Below are 20,054 nucleotides of genomic sequence, written 5' to 3'. Positions count from 1 at the left end.
GTCATTACCGGTTGGAGTTGGTTCTGGCTCGGGAGTTGGATGAGTTGGATAAAAAGTGTCGTGTTTCGGTTATTCTCGTTACCTAATAAACAACAAACCCGACCTATTTTGAGGAGATGGGTTTGCTTGGGATTGATTGGATAAAAAGAGACGGATATTTTCCGCCTCTTCTTTCATTTTAAATGACTTACATTTGCTTTAAACACAATCCGTTCACAGAATACGTTGAAACACTCGAAAATCAGATGGATTACGCCCCGCCATTCGGCAAAGTCTCAAATAACTATACGCGTATTTATAATAATGGCCATGCCTGCTTTCAACTAATGCCTGTTCCCAGTAGGAAGGTTCTAATGGATTCAACTCGGTTTCTGTAACCGCCATATCGGATTCAACTCGTTTTTCCTCGAGTGTATTTGCATAAGCCAAGAGGTTGATTCTTGCGTAAAAGGCCGGATCGAGATTGTCGTATACATACTGGCGATACGCTTGTTTCATTTCTACAATAGCGTGGCCATGCGTAAGGATATGCCCCAACTGCATGTCGCCTTTCTCCATTTGCAGCGGTCTCTGAAAGTCCTGGAGCAAGTCCAGCACTGCCTCCGGAGTCAGCTGTAATCTTCCACCTGTATTTGGTATGCCATCAGGATCAATGACGATATTCTCCCCATTCACAGTAACATAACCAGGACCTGATGCTGCGAAACCATTCACAATCTTCCCCATGGCATCAAACAATTCGGCAGTTGCCGGAATATCGGAACGAGAGAGCATACTCAGCAAATAGAAAGAGTAAATCACGTCATGACCAAGAGCATGGCATGTATGGTTCTTTTGGATAAGCAGTCTCATCATTTGAGCAGGAAAGTCCTCGTATACTTTGTTTGCTCGATACAGCTGTTCGTTTGCATGTTCTTCTACTATTTTGACAAGATTTTCATGAATCAAATTGTCCACCTTGGCAGGCACCAGTTTTTCTTCCAAAAGTGTAGTCAAAGCTATAACCGCACACGCCCAATGGCCTTCCCATATATTGCTTTGTGACGATTCGATCATTTTTTGGCAAGCCCATTTTTTATAGAAATCGATATCCATATCAATCACCTCTCACTCTGATAGAGCTCCTTCTTTAAAAGAAGGAACCTGTATATATGATGATAGAATAATACAAATACCATGATGTCAAAACTAAAAATTGACATGACACCAACTAGATGAGGGGTGTTCCTTGATGACAACGAGTAGAACGAATCCTAAGGTTGATGAATTTTTAAGTAAAGCGAAAAAGTGGAAGGCAGAATTTGAGAAGCTGAGAAATATTGTTCTTGAGTGTGAGCTGACCGAAGAATTTAAGTGGATGCATCCTTGTTATACGTCTGAGAAAAAAAACATCGTTTTAATACATGGATTTAAAGAATATTGTGCGCTTCTGTTTCAAAAAGGTGCCTTGTTAAAGGATCCACACGGGATTCTCATTCAACAAACGGAGAATGTACAGGCTGCGCGCCAGATCCGGTTCACCAATGTGGAAGAAATCATGGAAATGGAATCTATTTTGAAGGCCTATATTCAAGAAGCCATTGAAGTTGAAAAAGCTGGCTTGGAAGTGAGCCTGAAAAAGCATGAAGAATACATCATTCCTGAAGAATTGCAAAAGAAAATGGATGAAATCCCTACCTTGAAAACTGCTTTTGACGCATTGACTCCGGGACGGCAAAGAGCCTACATTCTTCATTTTTCAGCACCCAAACAAGCCAAAACGCGAGAGGCAAGAGTTGAAAAATGTATGCATCAAATTCTCGATGGAAAGGGATTAAATGATTAGTATATTTGATGAGAAAATGGTGAAGAAGAGGCGAGAGAACCGCCTCTTTTTTGTTTTTGTATTTCGTTTCATTCGCGATATCACGAATAGTATACTTTTTCTACTTTATATAATGTCTGCTCAATGGTTGGGCAGAGATCGGCATCTACTTTGTAAAATTTCACCCGGAAGTACAGGCTTTTCAAAAAGTTCTTTATATTATTTTTTTGTTTAAAGGCAGGAAGAAATTCGGAACTCTTCTCCATATCACCAAAACTTTGAATCCATTGCTCTACATAAACCTGGCTAAGTATTTTTCTATTCAAAATACGAATGATGGATTTTACCATGCGCTCATCTTCCCCATCGGAGTAAATGCGATCGGTGATGGTCATCTTTTCGTAAACCAAATCGAGGATGGTGATGAGGTCATTTTTATCCAGTTCGGGACATTGAGCTAATTCGTCTAATGCATCTGCTGCATGGGCTATGGCATGAGCCCAGCCTTTTTCTTCATCATATCCTCGATAATCACGCTCTTCTCGTACGTTATAAAAAACTTTCTCTTTGATCGCATGGATGTTCTCGCGGGAGAGAAAGGGAGATTCTCTGTGTCTCATAAGAAGGAGCGGTATGACTAGCATGGAGAAAGAGCGGGTAAAGACAGAATCTGTATTTGTTTCACCAAGTCTAAAGAGCAAATGGTTTTGATCTAAAATGATTGGTATCAGTTGTTCCAGTTCGTTTGCAGTTAGAGAATTGTCAGGAATCCAATGTGATAAGGTTGTATAAATGAGGTCATCTCGTAGTTCGGCATCCAAAGAACCAATGTGACTCATCATTTCTTGTATGAATTGGAATGTATCGGGTGGGGCTTGGTAGCCGTTTTCTTTAATAAATATCAGCTTTTCTTTTACATTCATTTTACACGCTCCTACTCGAAGTTTTCCGAACTGACTTTGCGGTAAGTGACAGTTTAAGTTTCGACATAAATAGGTTATGAACCTCCCTGTACAATTGCCAGACAAGAGACCCTAAGACATTTGAAAAAAATTTAGAAGACAACCGAACCTTTTTCCGATAGAGAGGCAATATAGTGTGTAAGCTGCTTACTCAGGAGGGCCTTCTGAATGCAAAATGAAGAGATGTACCAATTACTTATAAAAATGAAAGAAGGTGATCAACAGGCGTTTCATACGATGTATGATGTCACCTTCAAGGACGTCTACCGGACAGTATCCTTTCTGGTGGATCATAAGCAGGATCGGGAAGATGTCATGAATGAAATCTATATGCAAATGTGGACATCACTTGCTAATTACGATACGAACCGTCCTTTCCAGTTCTGGCTGCATGGCCTGGTAATCCGTCAAGTACAGAGATTTCGGGTCAAGAGTTGGAGGAGATTCCGCATTTTTGAACGCATTCGTTCCTTCTCCCGGGAAGAATCTTATTGGGATGAACATACTGCGTTGATGGATGGGAGGAACCAACTGATATCCCAGTCCATACGAAAACTGACCGACAAACAGCGGACAGTGATTATCTTCCGCTTTTATCACGACTATACTCTTGAGGAAATTGCGACGTTGCTCGATATTCCGCTGGGTACAGTCAAGTCCAGATATCATGCTGGCCTCCAGGCGCTTAGAAAAGACTTCGGGAATCTCTCCCTGGAAAGGATGGAAAAGATTAATGACTATTGAACGCAAAATCCGTGAACATCTGCACGAAGAGGCAGAATCGATGGAGTGCCCGCCGGCCGTCTCCAAACGAATTGAACAATCCTATTCTAACTATTTGCAAAGAAAAAGGAGCGAAATAACGATGAAAAAACGTTTAATTGGTGGATTAGTTGCTGCTGCGATTTTGATTCCAACCGCAGCATTTGCGGCCCCTGTTGTGATTGACATGCTTACTCGAGCACCAATGACTTCTGAACAAGTCAAGCTGGATGAGGTTGGCCAAGCAGCACTTGAGAAACTGTACAGCGCATTTCCCGAAACCAAATCGTTTGAGATTATCAATGCAAGCTACCTTGGAGACCCCAATGATTCAACCAAAAAGGCCCAACTAAGCATCGTCCTGCAGGAAAAAGGAGGAACCGGCAAAAAGTTTACCCTTCATACAAACGGTATTACGGGTGAGATTCAAGACCTGACGCAAGAGAATTGGGAGCCTAAGGAGAAACCACTCATTACTTTGCCCGATCAGGAAATCAAGGGAAAGGTAGATCAGCTCATTGATAAATTGTATGGCAACATCAAAGATTACGAGGTTGCCATGGAGCAGATGGAGAACCCAAACCAAAAAACATTCATCCTGAATTACACCAAGAAGGCTTCAGAGGGAGAGGGTTACCAAGTATTTGTTCACGGTAATACCATTAGTCTTTCTCCGGTAGCTCCTGCACCTTCAAATAAGGAAGTAGAAGGTTATTTTTCCAGAGATGGTAAACCTGATTATACTGCTGATAACTTCTTAAACAATGAAAAACTGTTTTCTTTACTAAAAATGAGCCCGACAGAGTTAAAAGAAGAAATAGCAAAAGGGAAATCTGTTGTAGAGGTTGCAGCATCTAAAAATATCTCGAAACAACAAGTAATTGATGTGATCGCAAAAACACAGGCTGAAAGACAACTTCAAGATGGAAAAAATAAAGTAACAATCAGCGATGATTTACTGAAACAAATGATGAAAGCAGTTGAGCGAAAAGTCCTACGCGTCATTGAACACAAAACGGAAACAGAATGGTAGTAATAGAGAAGAGGCGGGCGAACCGTCTCTTTTTTCATGGAGATTTTATGAGGAGGAAATAGAAATATTTGGTAAAGTAAAAATAGAACAAATAGAGCAATGAAAAGAGGATGAACGGTGAATAAACAAGCGAATAAAGAGACAAAAGAGGCATTAAAAGTATTACAAAACCACGCAGTCATCCAATCAGCTGAATACTGGGTACAAAACGCTCATGAAGGCGGAGTAGTCCGTGGAGACTTGGTAGCATTGCTCATTCAAAACATAGCGAAAAAATTGACTGGAACAGTTCCTCAACCCGATCCGCCGGAAAAGCCGAAGCCTGAACCAACTCCAGAGCCTGAACCAACTCCAGAGCCTACCCAAGCTACCAAGCAACCGAAGCCGTGGAGTGAAATCGAAAAGCTGGCAAAGGCTGCTTCGGTTCACATAGACATTGGATTCGGCGGAACGGGTGTATTATTGAAAGGCGGCCTGTTGCTGACGGCAAAACACGTATCCAATGGGAGAGTCTCTTTCAGAGTGAAAACGTACTCTCGGGATTGGTTAAACGCGACTCTGGTTGCGGAGCACTCAGGAATAGGAAAAGATGCTGTTGACCTGGCTCTATATAAGATTGAGCGACCGTCTGCAAAATTACCATTCCTGTCTTTGAGCACCGATCCACTTGTGAGTGGTCAAAAGCTACTGACTGTCGAAGCGGAGTATCAGGACTGGATCGTAAGGACTGGTGAGTTGTGTCAGTTAAGCACAAAGCTGCAACCGTGGGAATTTGATTGCTCTGTTCCTGTGGAGAATGGCAACAGCGGCGGAGCTGCCGTCAATGAGTATGGAGAAGTGGTCGGTATTTTCGTCAACATAACGTCTGTAGGCATCCAACGAGGAAGCGTCCGGGAAAGCGTCCCTGGTGGAGAAGCAGTCAATTTGCAGCACCTATCTGTTTTGGAATGGCTTAAAAAATGGTTATAAGCTTCAAGGTCGTAACACCTCTTCTTTTGTTGACAGACACTAGGGGGTAAAATGAGGCACCTTCCTGTTAGAAGAAGGTGCCTCATTTTGTTATTTGCGGTTACGGGTGACAGCTTATTGAGTGATACCCAGCATTTGTTTCATATCTTCTTGGGCGTCACCAATCAACTGGATATGGAACAAGTCTTGCAATACTTGCAGAACACCGGGCTGAATGAACTCAGGCAATTTTGGGCCAATCCGTATATCTTGTATTCCCAGGCTAAACAGACCGAGCAGGATGGCAACCGCTTTTTGTTCAAACCAGGAAAGAACGATACTTACGGGTAACTCGTTCACTTCACACTCGAAGGCTTCGGCTAATGCAGCCGCAATCGTAATGGTAGAAACCGAGTTATTGCACTGTCCCAAATCGATATATCTTGGGATGTCGGTACCTGGCACGATGCCGAAATCTACATCGTTAAAACGGAATTTTCCGCAGGAGGTAGTAAGAATGACTGCTTCTGGTGGTAAGGACGTAGCCAATTCACGGTAATACTCGCCTCCCTTGCCAGGAGCGTCACAACCAGCGATGACGAAGAAGCGTTTGATCTTTCCTTCCTTGACTGCCTGAATAATTTCAGGGGCGATGCCGAGGACCGTTTTGTGATGATACCCGGTCGTCAATGTCAGTTCAGATTCGATGGAAACCTCAGGAAGAGACAATGCTTTCTCAATGAGCGGCGCAAAATCGTTACCATCAATTTTCGTCACATTCTCCAAGCCAGCTATTTCATACGAAAAGAAACGATCGGCGTAGCTGCCTCGTATGGGCATCACACAGTTTGTTGTAGCCAGTATGGCACCTGGGAATTTCTCGAACAATTGGCGTTGATCGTACCATGCTTTCCCGATGTTTCCTTTCAAATGAGGATATTTTTTCAGTGCGGGATAGCCATGTGCAGGCAGCATTTCGGAATGCGTGTACACATTAATTCCTTTGCCTTCTGTCTGTTTTAACAGTTCTTCGAGAGCAAATAGATTGTGTCCCGTAACAATGATGCATTTTCCTTCTATTTTATTTTGTGAGACTGTGATTGGTTGCGGGATTCCGAAGTGATCCGTATGTGCCTTATCCAAAAGCTCCATGACTTTTATGGCGGCTTTGCCTACTTTCATGGCCATTTGCAAATGTTCATCCAAGTTAAAATTCACATTCGTCAATGTAAAATAGAGAGCTTCCTGTGTAATCCCATCTACTTCAGGATCGATATAGCCTAGTTGACGTGCATGTGTTGCATAAGCTGCAATTCCTTTTAAAGCAAAAATAATTGTATCCTGAATACTCGCAAGATCTTCATTCTTTCCGCAAACGCCGATGACCTTACAACCACCTGATGGAGTCTGTTCACATTGATAACAAAACATGTATAATCCACTCCTTCGTTTCAAGATTTCGCTTTGATTATAAGCGGATTGCCTGGAAGGAGGCTGTGATTAAAATCACAACGGGAAAAAACATTGCCTCTTATCATAGGGGATGAAGAAGATTCCCAAGTGAGGGGTGTTGTTATGGTACGAAAATGGCAGTTGCCGTTACAGACGTTGAGTCTTACGGTCGGTTTCATGGTATGGGTCATTTTGTCATCGCTCATGCCTTTTATTAAAGAAACCGTACCCATGAGTGCAAGCGAAGTGGCGTTGGTGACAGCGATTCCTGTCTTGCTTGGATCGGTGCTGAGAATCCCTGTTGGATATTGGAGTAACCGATTTGGCGCGAGAATTTTATTTAGCATAAGCTTTCTCTTGCTGCTGGCGCCTGTTTTTTATATTAGCAAGGCGACGACTTATACCGATTTGCTAATAGGCGGGCTATTTTTGGGGATAGGCGGAGCGGTATTTTCCGTTGGTGTGACTTCTCTACCGAAATACTATCCGAAAGAGAAGCATGGTTCCATAAACGGAATCTACGGTATGGGGAATATTGGTACAGCGATAACAACTTTTGCCGCGCCAGTTCTGGCTAAATCGTTTGGATGGGCCAATACCGTACAGATGTTTATGTTATTGCTTGCAGGTTTCGCTGTGCTTACCTTCTTGATGGGGGACAAAAATGAACCGAAGGTAGTGACTCCTCTTGGTCAGCAGATCAAGAGTGTCTACAAAAACGAAAAACTATGGCTTATTAGTTTGTTCTACTTTATTACGTTTGGTTGCTTCGTCGCTTTCACCGTTTATCTCCCGAATTTTTTAGTGAGTCATTTCCAATTGGATAAAGTAGATGCAGGTATGAGAACAGCCGGATTCATTCTGTTGGCGACACTTGCAAGACCTTTGGGAGGCTGGCTAGGAGATAGATGGAACGCTTTCAAGGCATTGATGATTGTGTTTGCTGGGCTCGCCTTGTCTGGTATTGTCTTATCGTTTTCGCCATCGATTTTGATGTATACGGTAGGGTGCTTACTGGTGGCGATATGTGCCGGAATCGGTAACGGAGCCGTATTCAAATTAGTGCCGATGTATTTCTCGCGACAAGCGGGGATTGTGAATGGGATCGTATCTGCCATGGGGGGATTAGGAGGATTTTTCCCGCCGTTGATCTTAACGATGCTGTTTAATCTGACGGGGCATTACGCGATCGGTTTCATGGCGTTATCTCAGTTTGCACTGGCAAGCTTAGTCTTGGTGATGTGGATGTTTTATCAAGAGAAGCTGCAGCTCGCCGCTACCATTATGGAAAAGACGGGAGAAGCGATACTGATTACCGATACACGAGGAGTTATTAAAAGTGCGAACCATGCTTTTTCGAAAGTGACTGGTTATGAGATGAATGAGGTGATTGGCAAGTCTCCCAATATTTTAAAATCAGGCAGACAGGATGCCGACTTCTATCAAAAGATGTGGGACTCGATCAAGAAAAATGGCTATTGGCAAGGAGAGATCTGGAATCGCCGGAAGAATGGGGATCAATATCTCCAATGGTTAACCATCAGCGCGATCCTGGACGATGCAGGAGACGTCGAGTACTATGCTGGCATGTTCAGCGAACTCGTGGAGCAAAGACATGGATAAAGAAGGCTGAATCGCTTATGAAAAAAAGTCTTGGACGGACAAGTCCAGGACTTTTTTTATTGTAGGTAAGTATGGCGAGTTTGCTCACATTTGGCAAATATCAGGAGGGCAGTCATCACAATAAATCGCTTCTTTTAAATAGGCAAGGTCTTTAATCAAGATATGCCCTTGGGGAAGCAGATCGATGGTGTCCTGTTTTTTCAGATCGGAAAGCATCCGGTTGACACTTTCTCGTGTCAGGCCAATGAATTGCGCCAAATCACGATTGGTAAGGGAAAGGTCGATGAGGATTCCTTCGGGGTGTGGCTTGCCGTACGTGTTACTCATGCGAATTAGTGTTGAATACAGGGCGCCGATTTTGCCATTGAGTAGCAAATCACGAAATTTAGACTGCATCCGCCTGTTCATCAAGCCCATCCAACGCAGGAAGTCTACGCAAAATTGGCCGTTTTTGATGAGCATTTTTTCCAACCCTTGTCGCGGGATGATCCATACCTCACCCTCCATCAACATGGTGCCTGTGGAGGTGTACGTCAATTCCTGTTCGAAGAGCCCGGAGACGCCGACAAGCTCTCCTGCACCAAATACTTGCAGGGTCAGTTCTTTTCCATCGTTCGTGTTTTTTGTGAGTTTGATTTGGCCTGACGAAATTAAGAATAGCTGATCGGCACTTTCACCATCCAAAAACAGGACGGCTCCGGGAACAAAGTTTTTCCTAACAGAAAACGTTTCAAGGCTATTCACAAAATCGGAAGAAATCTGCTCAACAAAGGTAGTGCCATTTCCGGTCATGTGGGTCCCCCTTACAACAAGGATAAAAAGGTACCTCATTATATCATCTCAAATTGATGGTTTGGGAAGAGAAAATAGTCATGATTATGGCAGAGGTGTGAGGTATATCACAACCTCGGTTACGAGCCATTGCTACAATGGTCTCGAACGAAAGGAAAAAAAGAGCAGCAGCAGGGAGGGTGTTGTATGAACTATATTTTTGCTTCCAAGGTGGCGAAGCGTGCTTTTATCATCATTGCTTGCTTGTTCGTACTAAGTTACGTGGGAACACGTTTTTTCACTCATATTGACTTGGCGCTTTACGGCTATATGGTGGGAACGCTTGTCTTTATTGGAGGTTTCCTCTACCGATTTTCTGCGTGGGCAGATCGCCCGCCAACGAATGTCATTTTGAAAAAGGGACTACGACTTCTCTTTCGTAAAAGTACGGCGAATACAACGGTGGATCATCTAGCTATCTATCGCTTTATTTGGAATCGGGGATGGTACCGCTGGGCACAGCACATTCTGTTGGGATGGGGATGTATCTTGTCCGCATTTGTCACCTTTCCGTTGGTTTTTGGCTGGATGTATTTCACGATGACGGACAACGGTTACTATCAGGTCGTGTTTATGGGTGTGGATGTTCTGACCGTACAAGCGGATGGTTGGATTGCCTTTCTCTTTTACAATGCGCTGAACATTACCGCTTTTATGGTCATCAGCGGAGGAATCATGGCTTTATATCGCAGATTCAAGAACATGCAGGCACGGGCTGAACAAACCTTTGTCTACGACTTTTTGCCTATATACCTGCTGTTATTTATCAGCATAACAGGATTGATGTTGACAGCTAGCAACCTGTTCCTGGGGGGCTTTGGGCACCCAATCATATCGGTCACCCATCAATTCGCAGTGATTGTGACATTGATTTATCTGCCATTCGGAAAACTGGCGCACATACCGTTCCGTCCCATGAGTGTGTTTGCACGTAATTATCGCGAGCACTATGGCGAGCAGGAAATGAAAAAGTGCAAAGTGTGTAGCAATGAGTTTGTCTCTGCGGAACAATCGGCAGATGTAATCAACGTGCTGGGTAAAAACGAAATGGCTTTTCAAATGGAAGAAGAATTCCACTTGGCTGAACTCTGCTTGCCGTGCCGCAGAAAATACCGGATGTTCCGCTTCACAGGAGTTCCTACGCACGAGATCAATGCCGGGGAGGCAAATCAACATGCCAAAGGATAAATTTTTTAAAGACGTTGAAAACAAGATTCATCCTAATGAGAAATTGGTCAGCACGCACTGCTGCTACTGCGGTATGCAATGCGGGATGAACCTGCGTGTAGATACTACGACAAACAAGATTATCGGAGTGGAGCCACGGTACGATTTCCCTGTCAATCTGGGTAAGATGTGTCCAAAAGGGGTGACGGCTTATCAGCAGGTTAACCATCCGGATCGGATACAGCGGCCGTTGATTCGAACAGATGCCTCTTTAAAAGGCACGGCGGAAGGATTTCGGGAAGCGTCATGGGAGGAAGCACTTGACTTGATCGTTTCGAAGTTCAAGGAATTGCAACACAACTATGGCAAAGATACCTTATCTGTTTACTCTGGCGTTTCCATGACGAACGAAAAATGTTATCTCACAGGTAAGTTCGCACGGGTCGCCTTGCAAACGCGTTATATCGACTACAATGGCCGCTTTTGTATGTCCTCCGCTGCGGCAGGATTGAATCGAAGCTTGGGAATTGATCGTGGTTCTACCATTCCTTGGACGGATATTCATCAAACAGATTGCTTGTTTTTAGCCGGTTCAAACGCGGCTGAATGTCATCCAACCAGTATGTTTCGTATCTGGGAAGTACAAAATCGAGGCGGTTATCTGATCGTAGCCGATCCAAGGGAAACACCATTGGCACGTCGAGCTGATATTCACCTGGATCTGCGACCCGGAACAGATTTGGCACTGGCAAACGGAATCGTCCACCTGCTGATCAAGAATGGGCATATTGATGAAGACTTTATTCGAAATCACACGAATGGTTTTGAAGAAACCAAAGAAGTGGTCGCTGCCTTCACACCGGAGTATGTTAGCGAAATAACAGGGGTTTCAGAGGAGAAGATTGTGCGGGCTGCCGACATTTTCGGGAGGGCGCCCGATGCGATTGTAATGTTTTGCCGTGGGGTGGAACAGCAGTCGAAAGGGACGGACAACGTATCTGGCTATACCAACATGTCACTCGTCACAGGCAAGATTGGTCGTCCCAAATCAGGTGTGGCAACCCTTACCGGTCAAGGAAACGGTCAGGGTGGGCGGGAACACGGGCAAAAAGCCGATCAATTGCCTGGCTACCGCAAGCTCGACAATCCTGAACATGTGCGTGAAATAGCATGTGCCTGGGGCATTTCCGCGGAAGAGATGCCGCAGAAAGGTGTCTCTGCCTATGAGATGTTCCAGCTGATGAAGGATAAAACGATTCGCAGTCTATACTTACTCTGCTCCAACCCGGTTGTAAGTGCGCCAAATCTAAACCATGTTCGAGAGTCCCTGAAAAGTCTGGATTTTATGGTTTGCTGCGATTTTTACTTGTCCGAATCAGCTGAATACGCCGATGTCGTTCTTCCCGTTACGACTTGGGCAGAGGACGATGGAACAACTACCAATCTTGAAGGTCGCATCATTCGTCATCGTCAGGCACAGGAATGGTTCGAAGAATCCAAGCCTGACTGGTGGATTCAAATAGAAATCGCCAAAAGAATGGGGCGCGGACAATACTTTACGCACTTGAAGTCTCCTCAGGATATTTTCAATGAAATACGTCAGGTCTCCAAAGGCGGAATAGCAGACTACTACGGGGTCACCTACGAGAAAATTGATCAAAACAATGGTGTTTTCTGGCCGTGCCGCGAGGAGGGTGACGAGGGACAGCCCCATTTATTCCTGGATAAAAAATTTTATCACCCGGATGGCAAAGCCAAAATATGTGCGCTGCCTTACCGTCCGCCAGCGGAGGAGCCGGATGAAGAATATCCTTTGCGGCTGACTACAGGACGAGTTGTGTTCCACTATTTGTCCGGGAATCAGACAAGACGAATCCCTTTTTTGAAGGACATGTATCCTGATCCTCTGCTAGAAGTTCACCCAAAAACAGCGACTCGTTATGGCATTGAACACGATGAGCTGGTCACGCTGAAAACGAGAAGAGGCGAGGCGCAGTACCGCGTGAAAGTTATCGAGGCGATTCGAGAGGATACGGTGTTTGTTCCGTACCACTGGGGAAAAGCGCAGTCTATCAATCTGCTGACCAACCCGGCATTGGACCCTTACAGCAAAATGCCTGAGTTTAAAGCATGCGCCGCGAAAATCATCAAGCACAAGCATGGAGGAGTTCGCCATGGGTAAACAAGTCTTATACATCGAAATGGACAATTGCATCGGTTGTCGAAGCTGCTTGGCGGCGTGCACACAGTGTGGAGGCCACGACAACCGAAACCGAAACTACGTACTGGATGTGGACCCGTTTATCAACAGACAAACGATTCCGCTCATGTGCTTCCATTGTGTCAATCCTGCTTGTGCCCGCAGCTGCCCTGCACAGGCGATTCAAATCGCAGATAATGGAGCCGTATTGTCAGCCTTGGTGGAAAAATGCATCGGCTGTCAAAATTGCACGATTGCGTGCCCTTATGGCATTCCAAAATTTGATGAAGAGCAGAATCTTATGTACAAGTGCGATCTATGCTACGACCGTACAAAAGAGGGAATCCCGCCGATGTGCGCTTCGGTTTGCCCGACAAACACCTTGCAGTGGATTGAGGAAGCAGAGCTGGAAGAAAAACGGGCACAGATTCCTTTGGCCAATGGCAAATGGACGGCCAGCCACGACCCGGATGTGCTGGAAGGCGAAACCAATGTAAAAATTAGCCTGCCTGGTATTCTGCAGGGCAAACAGAAGCTATTCTAGAGGGGAGATATACCTTATGGAGAACGAGAAAACCCGCCCCATTCCGTTGAAGGATGACAATTATACGCATAACATCAATCGTTCCAATGAGCGCAATCTGGATCGACGGAGTTTTATGAAAACAATGGTAGGGGCAGCCGGTCTTTTCGCGGCATCTACTCTGCCATGGGGGGCATTAGCTGCTAAGGAGCTGATGAGTTCATCCAGCAAGTCGTATCCCACACAAAAAATCGCGAATCTCAGCGATATAAAACCCGGAGATGCGATTGAGTTTGCTTATCCAGAAGAGCATGACAGCGCGTTGTTCGTGTATGTAGCGGAAAAGGAATACAAGGCGTATCAAAATGCGTGTACCCACCTGCGTTGTCCGGTATTTTGGGACCGAGATGAGAAGGAGCTGCTATGTCCTTGCCATCATGGGAAATTTGATATCGCCACAGGTAAGCCGCTCGCTGGTCCGCCAAGAAGACCGCTTCCGGAAATTGTGCTTCAAGAAAAAGATGGAGCTGTATTTGCTGTAGGGGTGAAAAGATATGAAGAGCAGCTATAAAGGTGTCATCCTATTAGCCTTGATCTTGTTCGCCAGCATTGTTTGCACCCAGTACACAGTCAATATGTATTTTGCACAGCGATATATGGAGGTGCTACTGCTCAGTGGTGCTGCGGTGGTGTTGTTCCCGCTGGCATGGATGGTATATAGCAAAAACAAGTGAGATCGACGAGAGCAAGGGAAATAATGCAGGGAAGGAAGGGTGATCAGTTGCCATGAATCCTAGTAAGCGAACGATTGCCGAGCTTCACCAAGAGATGCCTTCCTTGGTGGATAAAAAAATGGGCATACTCATTCAAGATTTGGCGGATGATGCCGAGCCACACTCTCCAGCTCTCATGGAAAGGCAGCTGGCAAAATGGGAGATTACGGAGGATGAGGAGCATCTGCGACTCTATTTTAATCCTTGTCAGTTTGTTGCGATTCCGATCCAGAATGGACCCGTTGTTTTTTCGCAAGAGGATGACTGTATTCGAATGGTTGCCAGGGACAATCGGGGACAGCTAGCATATCGCATTTCCTTTGGTAACTAACGTCCACTAGTAGATGGAGGGATTGTAATGGGACCACCGCCACTGGGATGTATGGGGATGATGCAGGAGTTTGGAGAGAGGAGGAAGCTGTGTCCAGCTTTGGAAAAATTGAAAGACGAGCACCTATCATTGGCTGAGCAGATGAATGAGCTCGTAAATCTAGCAAATAACCTGAAATCTACTGCCGAACCTACGAAAAGAAAAAAAGGCTTAACGGAGCTTCATGAGCTGGCGTCTTCGTTTCGGGCGGAACTGGAGAAACACTCCAGACGCGAGGAGGAAGACCTGTATCCCCTGATGGCTAACTATATAGAACGGGATATGGGACCGATTGCTGCCATGGAGGAAGAGCATGATCTGATTCATGAAAGCCTGATGTCGTTCATGCGAATCGTAGAAAAGGAAAAGTCTGCACCAGTAGAAATAGCAGCTGTCCACACACAGTTGCTGATGGCAGTAGAAATACTCATGGAACATTTCTTTAAAGAAGAGAATGTGTTGTTCCCGATGGCAGAATACGTATTGAGTGACGCAGAGAAAGAGCAGTTGCAAGCGCTGTTTCAAGACTAGCAATCATGTAGCCCTCCTACTGGTAAAAGTGGGAGGGCTAAAAAATGTGCGGGTTTCTACTGGCATTTGTCGGTTTCAATTAGATGAAACAAGTCATTAACTAATAGGGAATAAATAGAGGAGGGGGTGTTCTAAAGTGCCGATTATTAAACCGTATCTAACCTCATTGAGATTCACGTCCACCATGGGTGCTGGAACTGGTACTGGTGCTACGTTTGCCATTGCGGCAACTGCATTTACCAATGACGCGGGCGCTGCTGCGACAGCATTTCCTGGTACGTTTGCTTTTTACAGTCTCTACATTAATGGGGTGCTTCAGGCAGGTAATACTTCCACAATCACAACGACGGCGATTACGATTCCGAATGGAGATGCCGAAAACGATGGTACTCCCGTAATTGTAGAATTTGTCGTGAACTAAGGTGAATAGGAGGGTGGCCCCAGGTGGATGGAATGTGCCTGGGGTTCACTCATGCACGTAAATCGGAGTGAACGGTCGAAGCACTTCGAGAAAGGACGAGTGATTTCATGAGGCGCTATGTCACACAGCAATACAATGTCAGGAGACACAGCCTGCAAATCGTCCAGCCATTAGGTTGTCCCGGAATTTTTCCAGTAAAACCATCCCCAACGTGTCCGCCATGCCCCCCATGTCCATGTACTCCTGGTTTAATACGAACAGAAACATATCAGTATACGGCAATTTCAGATGGAGTCAAAAACATGTATACCAACGCTGATGCTGTCATGCCGTTCAGTACTTCCGGCATTCTGGATCCGAATGAAGTTTCTGTTGTGAATCTTTTCATCAATGGAATGCTTCAGCCTCCCAATTTATATGTTGTCCAGCCAGGCGTTTTGATTTTGAGTGACATACCTGTACAAGGTGTTCCTCTTATTCTTCAGTTCATCAAGATGGTTGTCTCATAAATGGTAGCTTTCATTACGTCGCGCAGGGCAGCCGTTGGAGCTGGCTCCGACCTATGTCTACCTGGCCTCGGATGATTCGGGATAGGTCACGGGCCAGGTATTGCATGTCAAATGGTGGAACGATGACAGAGACGTAGCAGTGAATCAAAAGTCTCTCGTCTTCGATTTGGCGGGCAAGATCGCTTGCTCTCCTTTTTCATAGACAGCAAGTAGGGTATGGACAAAACTCAATCTCGGCACGATCATATAGACGGCCAAAGCGGACCCAATGCTGATCAGGGCACCCACGATGACATCTGCCGGATAATGAACACCTACTAAAATGCGAGAAAGCCCGACACAAGCAGCAAGTAGCATCCAGAGTGGCCCCGTCGTCTTATTAAAAAGCCAGTAGCTCATGCAAAAGGAAAAAAACAGGATCGTATGGTCGCTAGGAAACGAATTGTCGACCGCTTTTTGTACCAATTGATTGACGTCCGCAAGGTCTGCGAATGGCTGATTGTTCGCATGGAAATATCCTGCTACTTTCCCGAATAGCTCGGCTATGACAAACGTAAATGTCGCACAAACGACCATGATGCGATTCTCATATTTTCTCGTAAACCAATACACCAATGCACTCAATGCCAGAATAAACACCGTATACTCTGCTACATAAAAAGATACGGGATTGAGAGCCGGATACTCTTTCCCCAAGTCATTAATTAAGCGAAAATAGTGAATGTTGATTTCCATGCCATTCATTTTTGGTGATCCTCCTTTACGTGTAACAGGAGAATCGTAATCGATAGGAGAGAAATGGGAAATTGATTTACCTTACAGAATATTACAGGGTTGTAAGGTTGGTATCGTAATCGCGTTCAAACCCATCAAAAAAAGAGGCGGCAGAACCGTCTCTTTTTAAGTGGACAAAGGTCTATCTTATTTGTGGTTACCTTCTAATTCGGCTTCGGGGTAGATGGCTTTTTTGACAGTCTTTAATTCTCCGACGCTATCCATTGTCACGTAGATGGAATGATCCGGCGATTTGTAAATAACAAGAATCTGTGTCTGGTTATCCTGAGAGGAAGAGGAATGGATCTCTGAGAACTTGTAGGTTTCCGCTTGCTTTCCAAACAAACGTTTGAGATGCTCCTTGCCTTTTTTGAACGCTTCCTTTTCATCTATAAGCTTTTTGGATGAGGGGAGTCCGTTTTGAATGTCGACGCCGAACAGCTCTCCCGTACTTGCGTTTAGATGGACAACTCCGAAATGTGTGGTAGTACCCTCTGGTGTGCTCGACAAGATTATTTCCAGACGTTCGATAGGACCAGAAGTGGTTACGACATTCTCTTTTAGGATGGAGGCGATGTGATAGTTTTTCAGGTAAGGGATGACTTCTTTGACGTGATTCAGAGTCGCTTTTGCTTTAGGATTTAGATCTTTGATGGACAGATCTTCTAACTTGCTCGCATTTACAGTTGCTTTCACTTTGGGGGAAGAGGCTGCTGCGGCTTCGTTTGACAGAACAGGTGTGTTTGACAAAAGGAGTGCTGCTATCAGGGTGAAGGGTAGTGCTTGGTGTTTGAACATTTGAAGCAACCCCTTTTATTCTTCGATATACATATCTTTTTTGGCAGCCTTGAGCTCCCCTTCGCTATCCATTGTCACGTAAATATCATGGTCTGGTGCCGTGTAAATCACGAGAATTTGTTTTGATCCATCTCCGAAAACATTGTGACGAACATCGGATACCTCGTAGATGTCCGCTTTCTCCCCAAAGAAATGTTTCAGGTACTCGAAGCCCTTCTTGGTTGCTTCTTCTTCGTTCAACTTGACTTCCGATTTGAGCAGACCGTTGGCTATTTCGGCGCCAATGAGTTCTCCCGTTTTGGCGTTCATCCTGACAAGTGCGTGATGAGGCTTCTCACCTTCAGGGGTTCCCATCAGTTCCACTTCCAACTGGTCGATTCTATCACCGTTTCTGGTTAATAAATTTTCATAGACTCTCACGTGGATAATGTCATACTTTTTCATATCCGGCATAACTTCTTTGACCAGTTCTAGTGTCGCTTTTGCATTGTCATCGAGGTCTTCTGCTGTCAATTTTTTGCTAATGAGCTCTTCTTCGGTAGAGGATGCTTTTGCAGCAGCTTCGGTTGTCAAAACGGCAGAGTTCGACAAAAGTAAAGCAGCCATCAGTGTGAATGCTAGTGCCTTACGCTTGGACATTCTCAATCAGCTCCATTATTTGTAAATTGGGCGTACATGGATTAATACGGAAAGAGATCTATATAAGTAACTGTTAAAATTGTAAAAAATTATAACGGGCGAACAAAGGAGAAAGTGTCGAAAAATAGTTTTGAAATTTTGTTTCAAATCTGACAATTCATCTTGATATTTTATTTCAAGCATCTATAATACAAAATATGTAACGAATTACCAATGTCACACTCGAATGTAAGCGCTTAACAATTTTGCGAGACTAAAGGGGTGGTATCGTGTTGAATGGCGGATTGTTGCGCATCCGCGAATCATTGCACAATATCAAGCGTTCTGAACAAAACGCAGCACATTACATTTTAGCCAATCCAGATTGATTTTTACGGAGTGGCCGCCACTTCTGCCAAAAATTACGATGTCTCTGCTGCGTACTTGCGCCAGAATACACAAACTCCTGCCTTTATCCTTTTATCCCTATTAGTCAGTTAAGAGTCCTTTATCTTTACAGTACCCATCATGTCGCTAGAAGTACGTCAGGCTCTTGGAAATATCGTTAGCTATGCAAGTTTTCTACTTATTGCAATTGGGGAGGTTTTCCATGAAAAAGAAAAGGTTTCTCTCAGTACTTGGTATGATTGGCTTAGCTGCGGCATTGCTTGTTTCTGGATGTAGCAGCCAGTCCTCCACACAGCAGGGGGACAAAGTCGAATTGTATATGGGGTACAGCTCTGATCCACCCACGAAGAAAAAGATGGAAGAAATTATTGCAAAATTCGAACAATCACACCCTCACATCAAGATCAAAACGATGACAGCTCCTTATGATGATTTCTATCAAAAATTGACGACTCAGATCGCGGCTGGGAATGCACCTGATCTTTGGCAGAGCGATGGGACAAAAGTATTTGGTTACGCCCAACGTGGCGCGATTCTCGACATCACCGATTACGTCACGAAAGAGATCAACAAAGATGAGCTTAATGGACTTGAGTTCAATAAGGACGCAGACGGGAAGTATTGGGGCGTGCCACAGGGCATCCAAGTCGGAGCGCTTTTCTACAACAAGGATTTGTTCGACAAAGCGGGCGTCCCTTATCCTACCGCAGATTGGACCTGGGATGATTTGAAAGCCGCTTCCGTCAAGTTGACCCTCGATGCCAACGGGAAAAATGCAGATGATCCTGCTTTTGACAAAAAATCAGTGAAGCAGTACGGCTTCGCGTTTTTCGGTAGCTCACGCGGTGCATTTAACATCTTGAAAGCGTATGGTGGCGGGGTATTGGACCCTACGTTGACAAAATCGATTATTAACAGCCCGGAGAACAAAAAGGCGGTCGAGTGGATGGTCGACGGCATGCAGCGCAAGCTATTCCCGAATCCGGCTGATCTGAAGGCGTTCCAGAGCAACTTCAAAGCGTTTTTGAGCGGGGCTGTGGCGATGCAAGTCGATATTTACGCAGCAACGACCTCGATGAATGGCGCAGGGTTGAACTACGATGTCGCTCCTATGCCAAAAGGACCGGACGGCAAACGCTTCGCACCCGTGATCGCAAACTCATGGGTTATCAACAAAAAAGCAGAGGAGCAGAAGGTCAAGGCTGCTAAAGAATGGATCACATACTGGACGACATCAGATGAAGCACAAAAAGAGTGGACAGAAGTAGGCGAAGCGATTCCAGTGAAAAAATCAGTGGCGAATTCCGAGATGTTCCTAAACCCAGCCACGAAGCCGGAAAACAAAAAAGTCTTCCTCGAAACCTTGGAGTTCGCGGGCACGATTGATACCAACGCTGTCTTTACCGAGTGGGTGAAGGTGTTCACGGATAATCTGGCAGAGCTGTTTATGGATAAATACGGAACAGATGAATTCATCACGAAAACAGACCAAGGTATTCAAAAAGTTCTGGATGACTTCTTCAAGAAGAAATAGTCATCTATCAGTG

22 protein-coding genes and 1 pseudogene are annotated in these 20,054 nt (G+C 44.9%); 16 read left to right on the top strand and 7 right to left on the bottom strand.

The features are described from left to right. Nucleotides 1-213: 213 nt before the first annotated feature. A complete protein-coding gene (locus C7R93_RS00560; RefSeq protein ID WP_106836991.1) occupies nucleotides 214-1,095 on the bottom strand; it encodes a hypothetical protein in 882 nt (293 codons plus the stop codon). Between the two features lie 136 nt (nucleotides 1,096-1,231). Between C7R93_RS00560 and C7R93_RS00555 the strand changes: the two genes are divergently transcribed. Continuing rightward, nucleotides 1,232-1,825 carry a YdeI/OmpD-associated family protein gene (locus C7R93_RS00555; RefSeq protein WP_106836990.1) on the top strand — a complete coding sequence of 198 codons (594 nt, stop codon included), beginning with the start codon at nucleotides 1,232-1,234 and terminating at the stop codon, nucleotides 1,823-1,825. A gap of 80 nt (nucleotides 1,826-1,905) precedes the next feature. On the opposite strand, the gene C7R93_RS00550 is transcribed toward C7R93_RS00555, so the two are convergent. Beyond that, entirely contained in the window at nucleotides 1,906-2,727 is an 822-nt protein-coding gene (locus C7R93_RS00550) for a DUF2785 domain-containing protein (protein WP_106836989.1), read from the bottom strand. A 207-nt stretch (nucleotides 2,728-2,934) separates the two neighbouring features. Between C7R93_RS00550 and C7R93_RS00545 the strand changes: the two genes are divergently transcribed. The 3 genes from C7R93_RS00545 (at nucleotide 2,935) to C7R93_RS00535 (ending at nucleotide 5,530) form a co-directional block, all read left to right on the top strand. Beyond that, nucleotides 2,935-3,510, top strand: a complete 576-nt coding sequence (locus C7R93_RS00545) for a sigma-70 family RNA polymerase sigma factor (RefSeq protein ID WP_106836988.1) — start codon at nucleotides 2,935-2,937, stop codon at nucleotides 3,508-3,510. Further along, nucleotides 3,500-4,561: a hypothetical protein gene (locus tag C7R93_RS00540; protein ID WP_208637771.1), complete on the top strand. Its 1,062-nt coding sequence runs from the start codon at nucleotides 3,500-3,502 to the stop codon at nucleotides 4,559-4,561. Before C7R93_RS00545 ends, C7R93_RS00540 begins: the two co-directional genes overlap by 11 nt. Nucleotides 4,562-4,678: 117 nt before the next feature. Continuing rightward, complete coding sequence (locus tag C7R93_RS00535; RefSeq protein WP_106836987.1) at nucleotides 4,679-5,530, top strand: S1 family peptidase; 852 nt, start codon at nucleotides 4,679-4,681, stop codon at nucleotides 5,528-5,530. 114 nt (nucleotides 5,531-5,644) lie between these two features. Here C7R93_RS00535 and hcp read toward each other — a convergent pair whose 3' ends face one another. Continuing rightward, nucleotides 5,645-6,940, bottom strand: coding sequence for a hydroxylamine reductase (gene hcp, locus C7R93_RS00530; protein WP_106836986.1), 1,296 nt, complete (start codon nucleotides 6,938-6,940; stop codon nucleotides 5,645-5,647). A 144-nt stretch (nucleotides 6,941-7,084) separates the two neighbouring features. Between hcp and C7R93_RS00525 the strand changes: the two genes are divergently transcribed. Next, entirely contained in the window at nucleotides 7,085-8,584 is a 1,500-nt protein-coding gene (locus C7R93_RS00525) for a nitrate/nitrite transporter (protein ID WP_106836985.1), read from the top strand. 84 nt (nucleotides 8,585-8,668) lie between these two features. Here the strand turns inward: C7R93_RS00525 and C7R93_RS00520 are convergent, their stop codons facing one another. Beyond that, a complete protein-coding gene (locus C7R93_RS00520) occupies nucleotides 8,669-9,376 on the bottom strand; it encodes a Crp/Fnr family transcriptional regulator (RefSeq protein ID WP_106836984.1) in 708 nt (235 codons plus the stop codon). Between the two features lie 186 nt (nucleotides 9,377-9,562). On the opposite strand from C7R93_RS00520, the gene C7R93_RS00515 reads away from it, so the two are divergent. The 10 genes and pseudogenes from C7R93_RS00515 to C7R93_RS31080 all read left to right on the top strand — a co-directional run. Beyond that, complete coding sequence (locus tag C7R93_RS00515) at nucleotides 9,563-10,603, top strand: hypothetical protein (RefSeq protein WP_106836983.1); 1,041 nt, start codon at nucleotides 9,563-9,565, stop codon at nucleotides 10,601-10,603. Beyond that, a complete protein-coding gene (locus C7R93_RS00510; protein WP_106836982.1) occupies nucleotides 10,590-12,764 on the top strand; it encodes a molybdopterin oxidoreductase family protein in 2,175 nt (724 codons plus the stop codon). The genes C7R93_RS00515 and C7R93_RS00510 overlap by 14 nt, the downstream gene beginning before the upstream one ends. Then, nucleotides 12,757-13,326, top strand: coding sequence for a 4Fe-4S dicluster domain-containing protein (locus tag C7R93_RS00505; RefSeq protein ID WP_017251305.1), 570 nt, complete (start codon nucleotides 12,757-12,759; stop codon nucleotides 13,324-13,326). Before C7R93_RS00510 ends, C7R93_RS00505 begins: the two co-directional genes overlap by 8 nt. A 16-nt stretch (nucleotides 13,327-13,342) precedes the next feature. Beyond that, complete coding sequence (locus C7R93_RS00500; RefSeq protein ID WP_106836981.1) at nucleotides 13,343-13,876, top strand: Rieske (2Fe-2S) protein; 534 nt, start codon at nucleotides 13,343-13,345, stop codon at nucleotides 13,874-13,876. Further along, on the top strand, nucleotides 13,860-14,039 hold the full coding sequence (locus C7R93_RS00495; RefSeq protein ID WP_106836980.1) for a hypothetical protein: 180 nt from the start codon (nucleotides 13,860-13,862) through the stop codon (nucleotides 14,037-14,039). The genes C7R93_RS00500 and C7R93_RS00495 overlap by 17 nt, the downstream gene beginning before the upstream one ends. A gap of 52 nt (nucleotides 14,040-14,091) precedes the next feature. Continuing rightward, the gene (locus C7R93_RS00490) at nucleotides 14,092-14,409 is read left to right on the top strand and encodes a hypothetical protein (protein ID WP_106836979.1); all 318 of its coding nucleotides are present in this window, start codon (nucleotides 14,092-14,094) and stop codon (nucleotides 14,407-14,409) included. A gap of 27 nt (nucleotides 14,410-14,436) precedes the next feature. Continuing rightward, nucleotides 14,437-14,979, top strand: a complete 543-nt coding sequence (locus tag C7R93_RS00485) for a hemerythrin domain-containing protein (protein WP_106836978.1) — start codon at nucleotides 14,437-14,439, stop codon at nucleotides 14,977-14,979. Between the two features lie 136 nt (nucleotides 14,980-15,115). Next, nucleotides 15,116-15,400 (top strand): DUF4183 domain-containing protein, encoded by a 285-nt coding sequence (locus tag C7R93_RS00480; RefSeq protein WP_106836977.1) that lies wholly within the window; start codon nucleotides 15,116-15,118, stop codon nucleotides 15,398-15,400. A gap of 251 nt (nucleotides 15,401-15,651) precedes the next feature. Beyond that, the gene (locus C7R93_RS30505) at nucleotides 15,652-15,909 is read left to right on the top strand and encodes a DUF4183 domain-containing protein (RefSeq protein ID WP_279629438.1); all 258 of its coding nucleotides are present in this window, start codon (nucleotides 15,652-15,654) and stop codon (nucleotides 15,907-15,909) included. A 13-nt stretch (nucleotides 15,910-15,922) separates the two neighbouring features. Then, a pseudogene (locus C7R93_RS31080) lies at nucleotides 15,923-15,994 on the top strand (SDR family oxidoreductase); the annotation flags it as partial. Nucleotides 15,995-16,053: 59 nt separating this feature from the next. Here C7R93_RS31080 and C7R93_RS00470 read toward each other — a convergent pair. The 3 genes from C7R93_RS00470 to C7R93_RS00460 form a co-directional block, all read right to left on the bottom strand. Further along, nucleotides 16,054-16,653, bottom strand: coding sequence for an undecaprenyl-diphosphatase (locus C7R93_RS00470; RefSeq protein WP_106836975.1), 600 nt, complete (start codon nucleotides 16,651-16,653; stop codon nucleotides 16,054-16,056). A gap of 177 nt (nucleotides 16,654-16,830) precedes the next feature. Next, nucleotides 16,831-17,481, bottom strand: a complete 651-nt coding sequence (locus tag C7R93_RS00465; RefSeq protein ID WP_106836974.1) for a hypothetical protein — start codon at nucleotides 17,479-17,481, stop codon at nucleotides 16,831-16,833. Between the two features lie 15 nt (nucleotides 17,482-17,496). Then, on the bottom strand, nucleotides 17,497-18,120 hold the full coding sequence (locus C7R93_RS00460; RefSeq protein ID WP_106836973.1) for a hypothetical protein: 624 nt from the start codon (nucleotides 18,118-18,120) through the stop codon (nucleotides 17,497-17,499). 589 nt (nucleotides 18,121-18,709) lie between these two features. Between C7R93_RS00460 and C7R93_RS00450 the strand changes: the two genes are divergently transcribed. Further along, the gene (locus C7R93_RS00450) at nucleotides 18,710-20,041 is read left to right on the top strand and encodes an ABC transporter substrate-binding protein (protein ID WP_106836972.1); all 1,332 of its coding nucleotides are present in this window, start codon (nucleotides 18,710-18,712) and stop codon (nucleotides 20,039-20,041) included. Nucleotides 20,042-20,054 lie beyond the last annotated feature (13 nt).

It is taken from the genome of Brevibacillus fortis (assembly GCF_003013395.1).
In the GTDB taxonomy this organism is placed as follows: Bacteria; Bacillota; Bacilli; order Brevibacillales; family Brevibacillaceae; genus Brevibacillus; species Brevibacillus fortis.
This window is presented reverse-complemented; position numbering and strand designations above follow the sequence as displayed.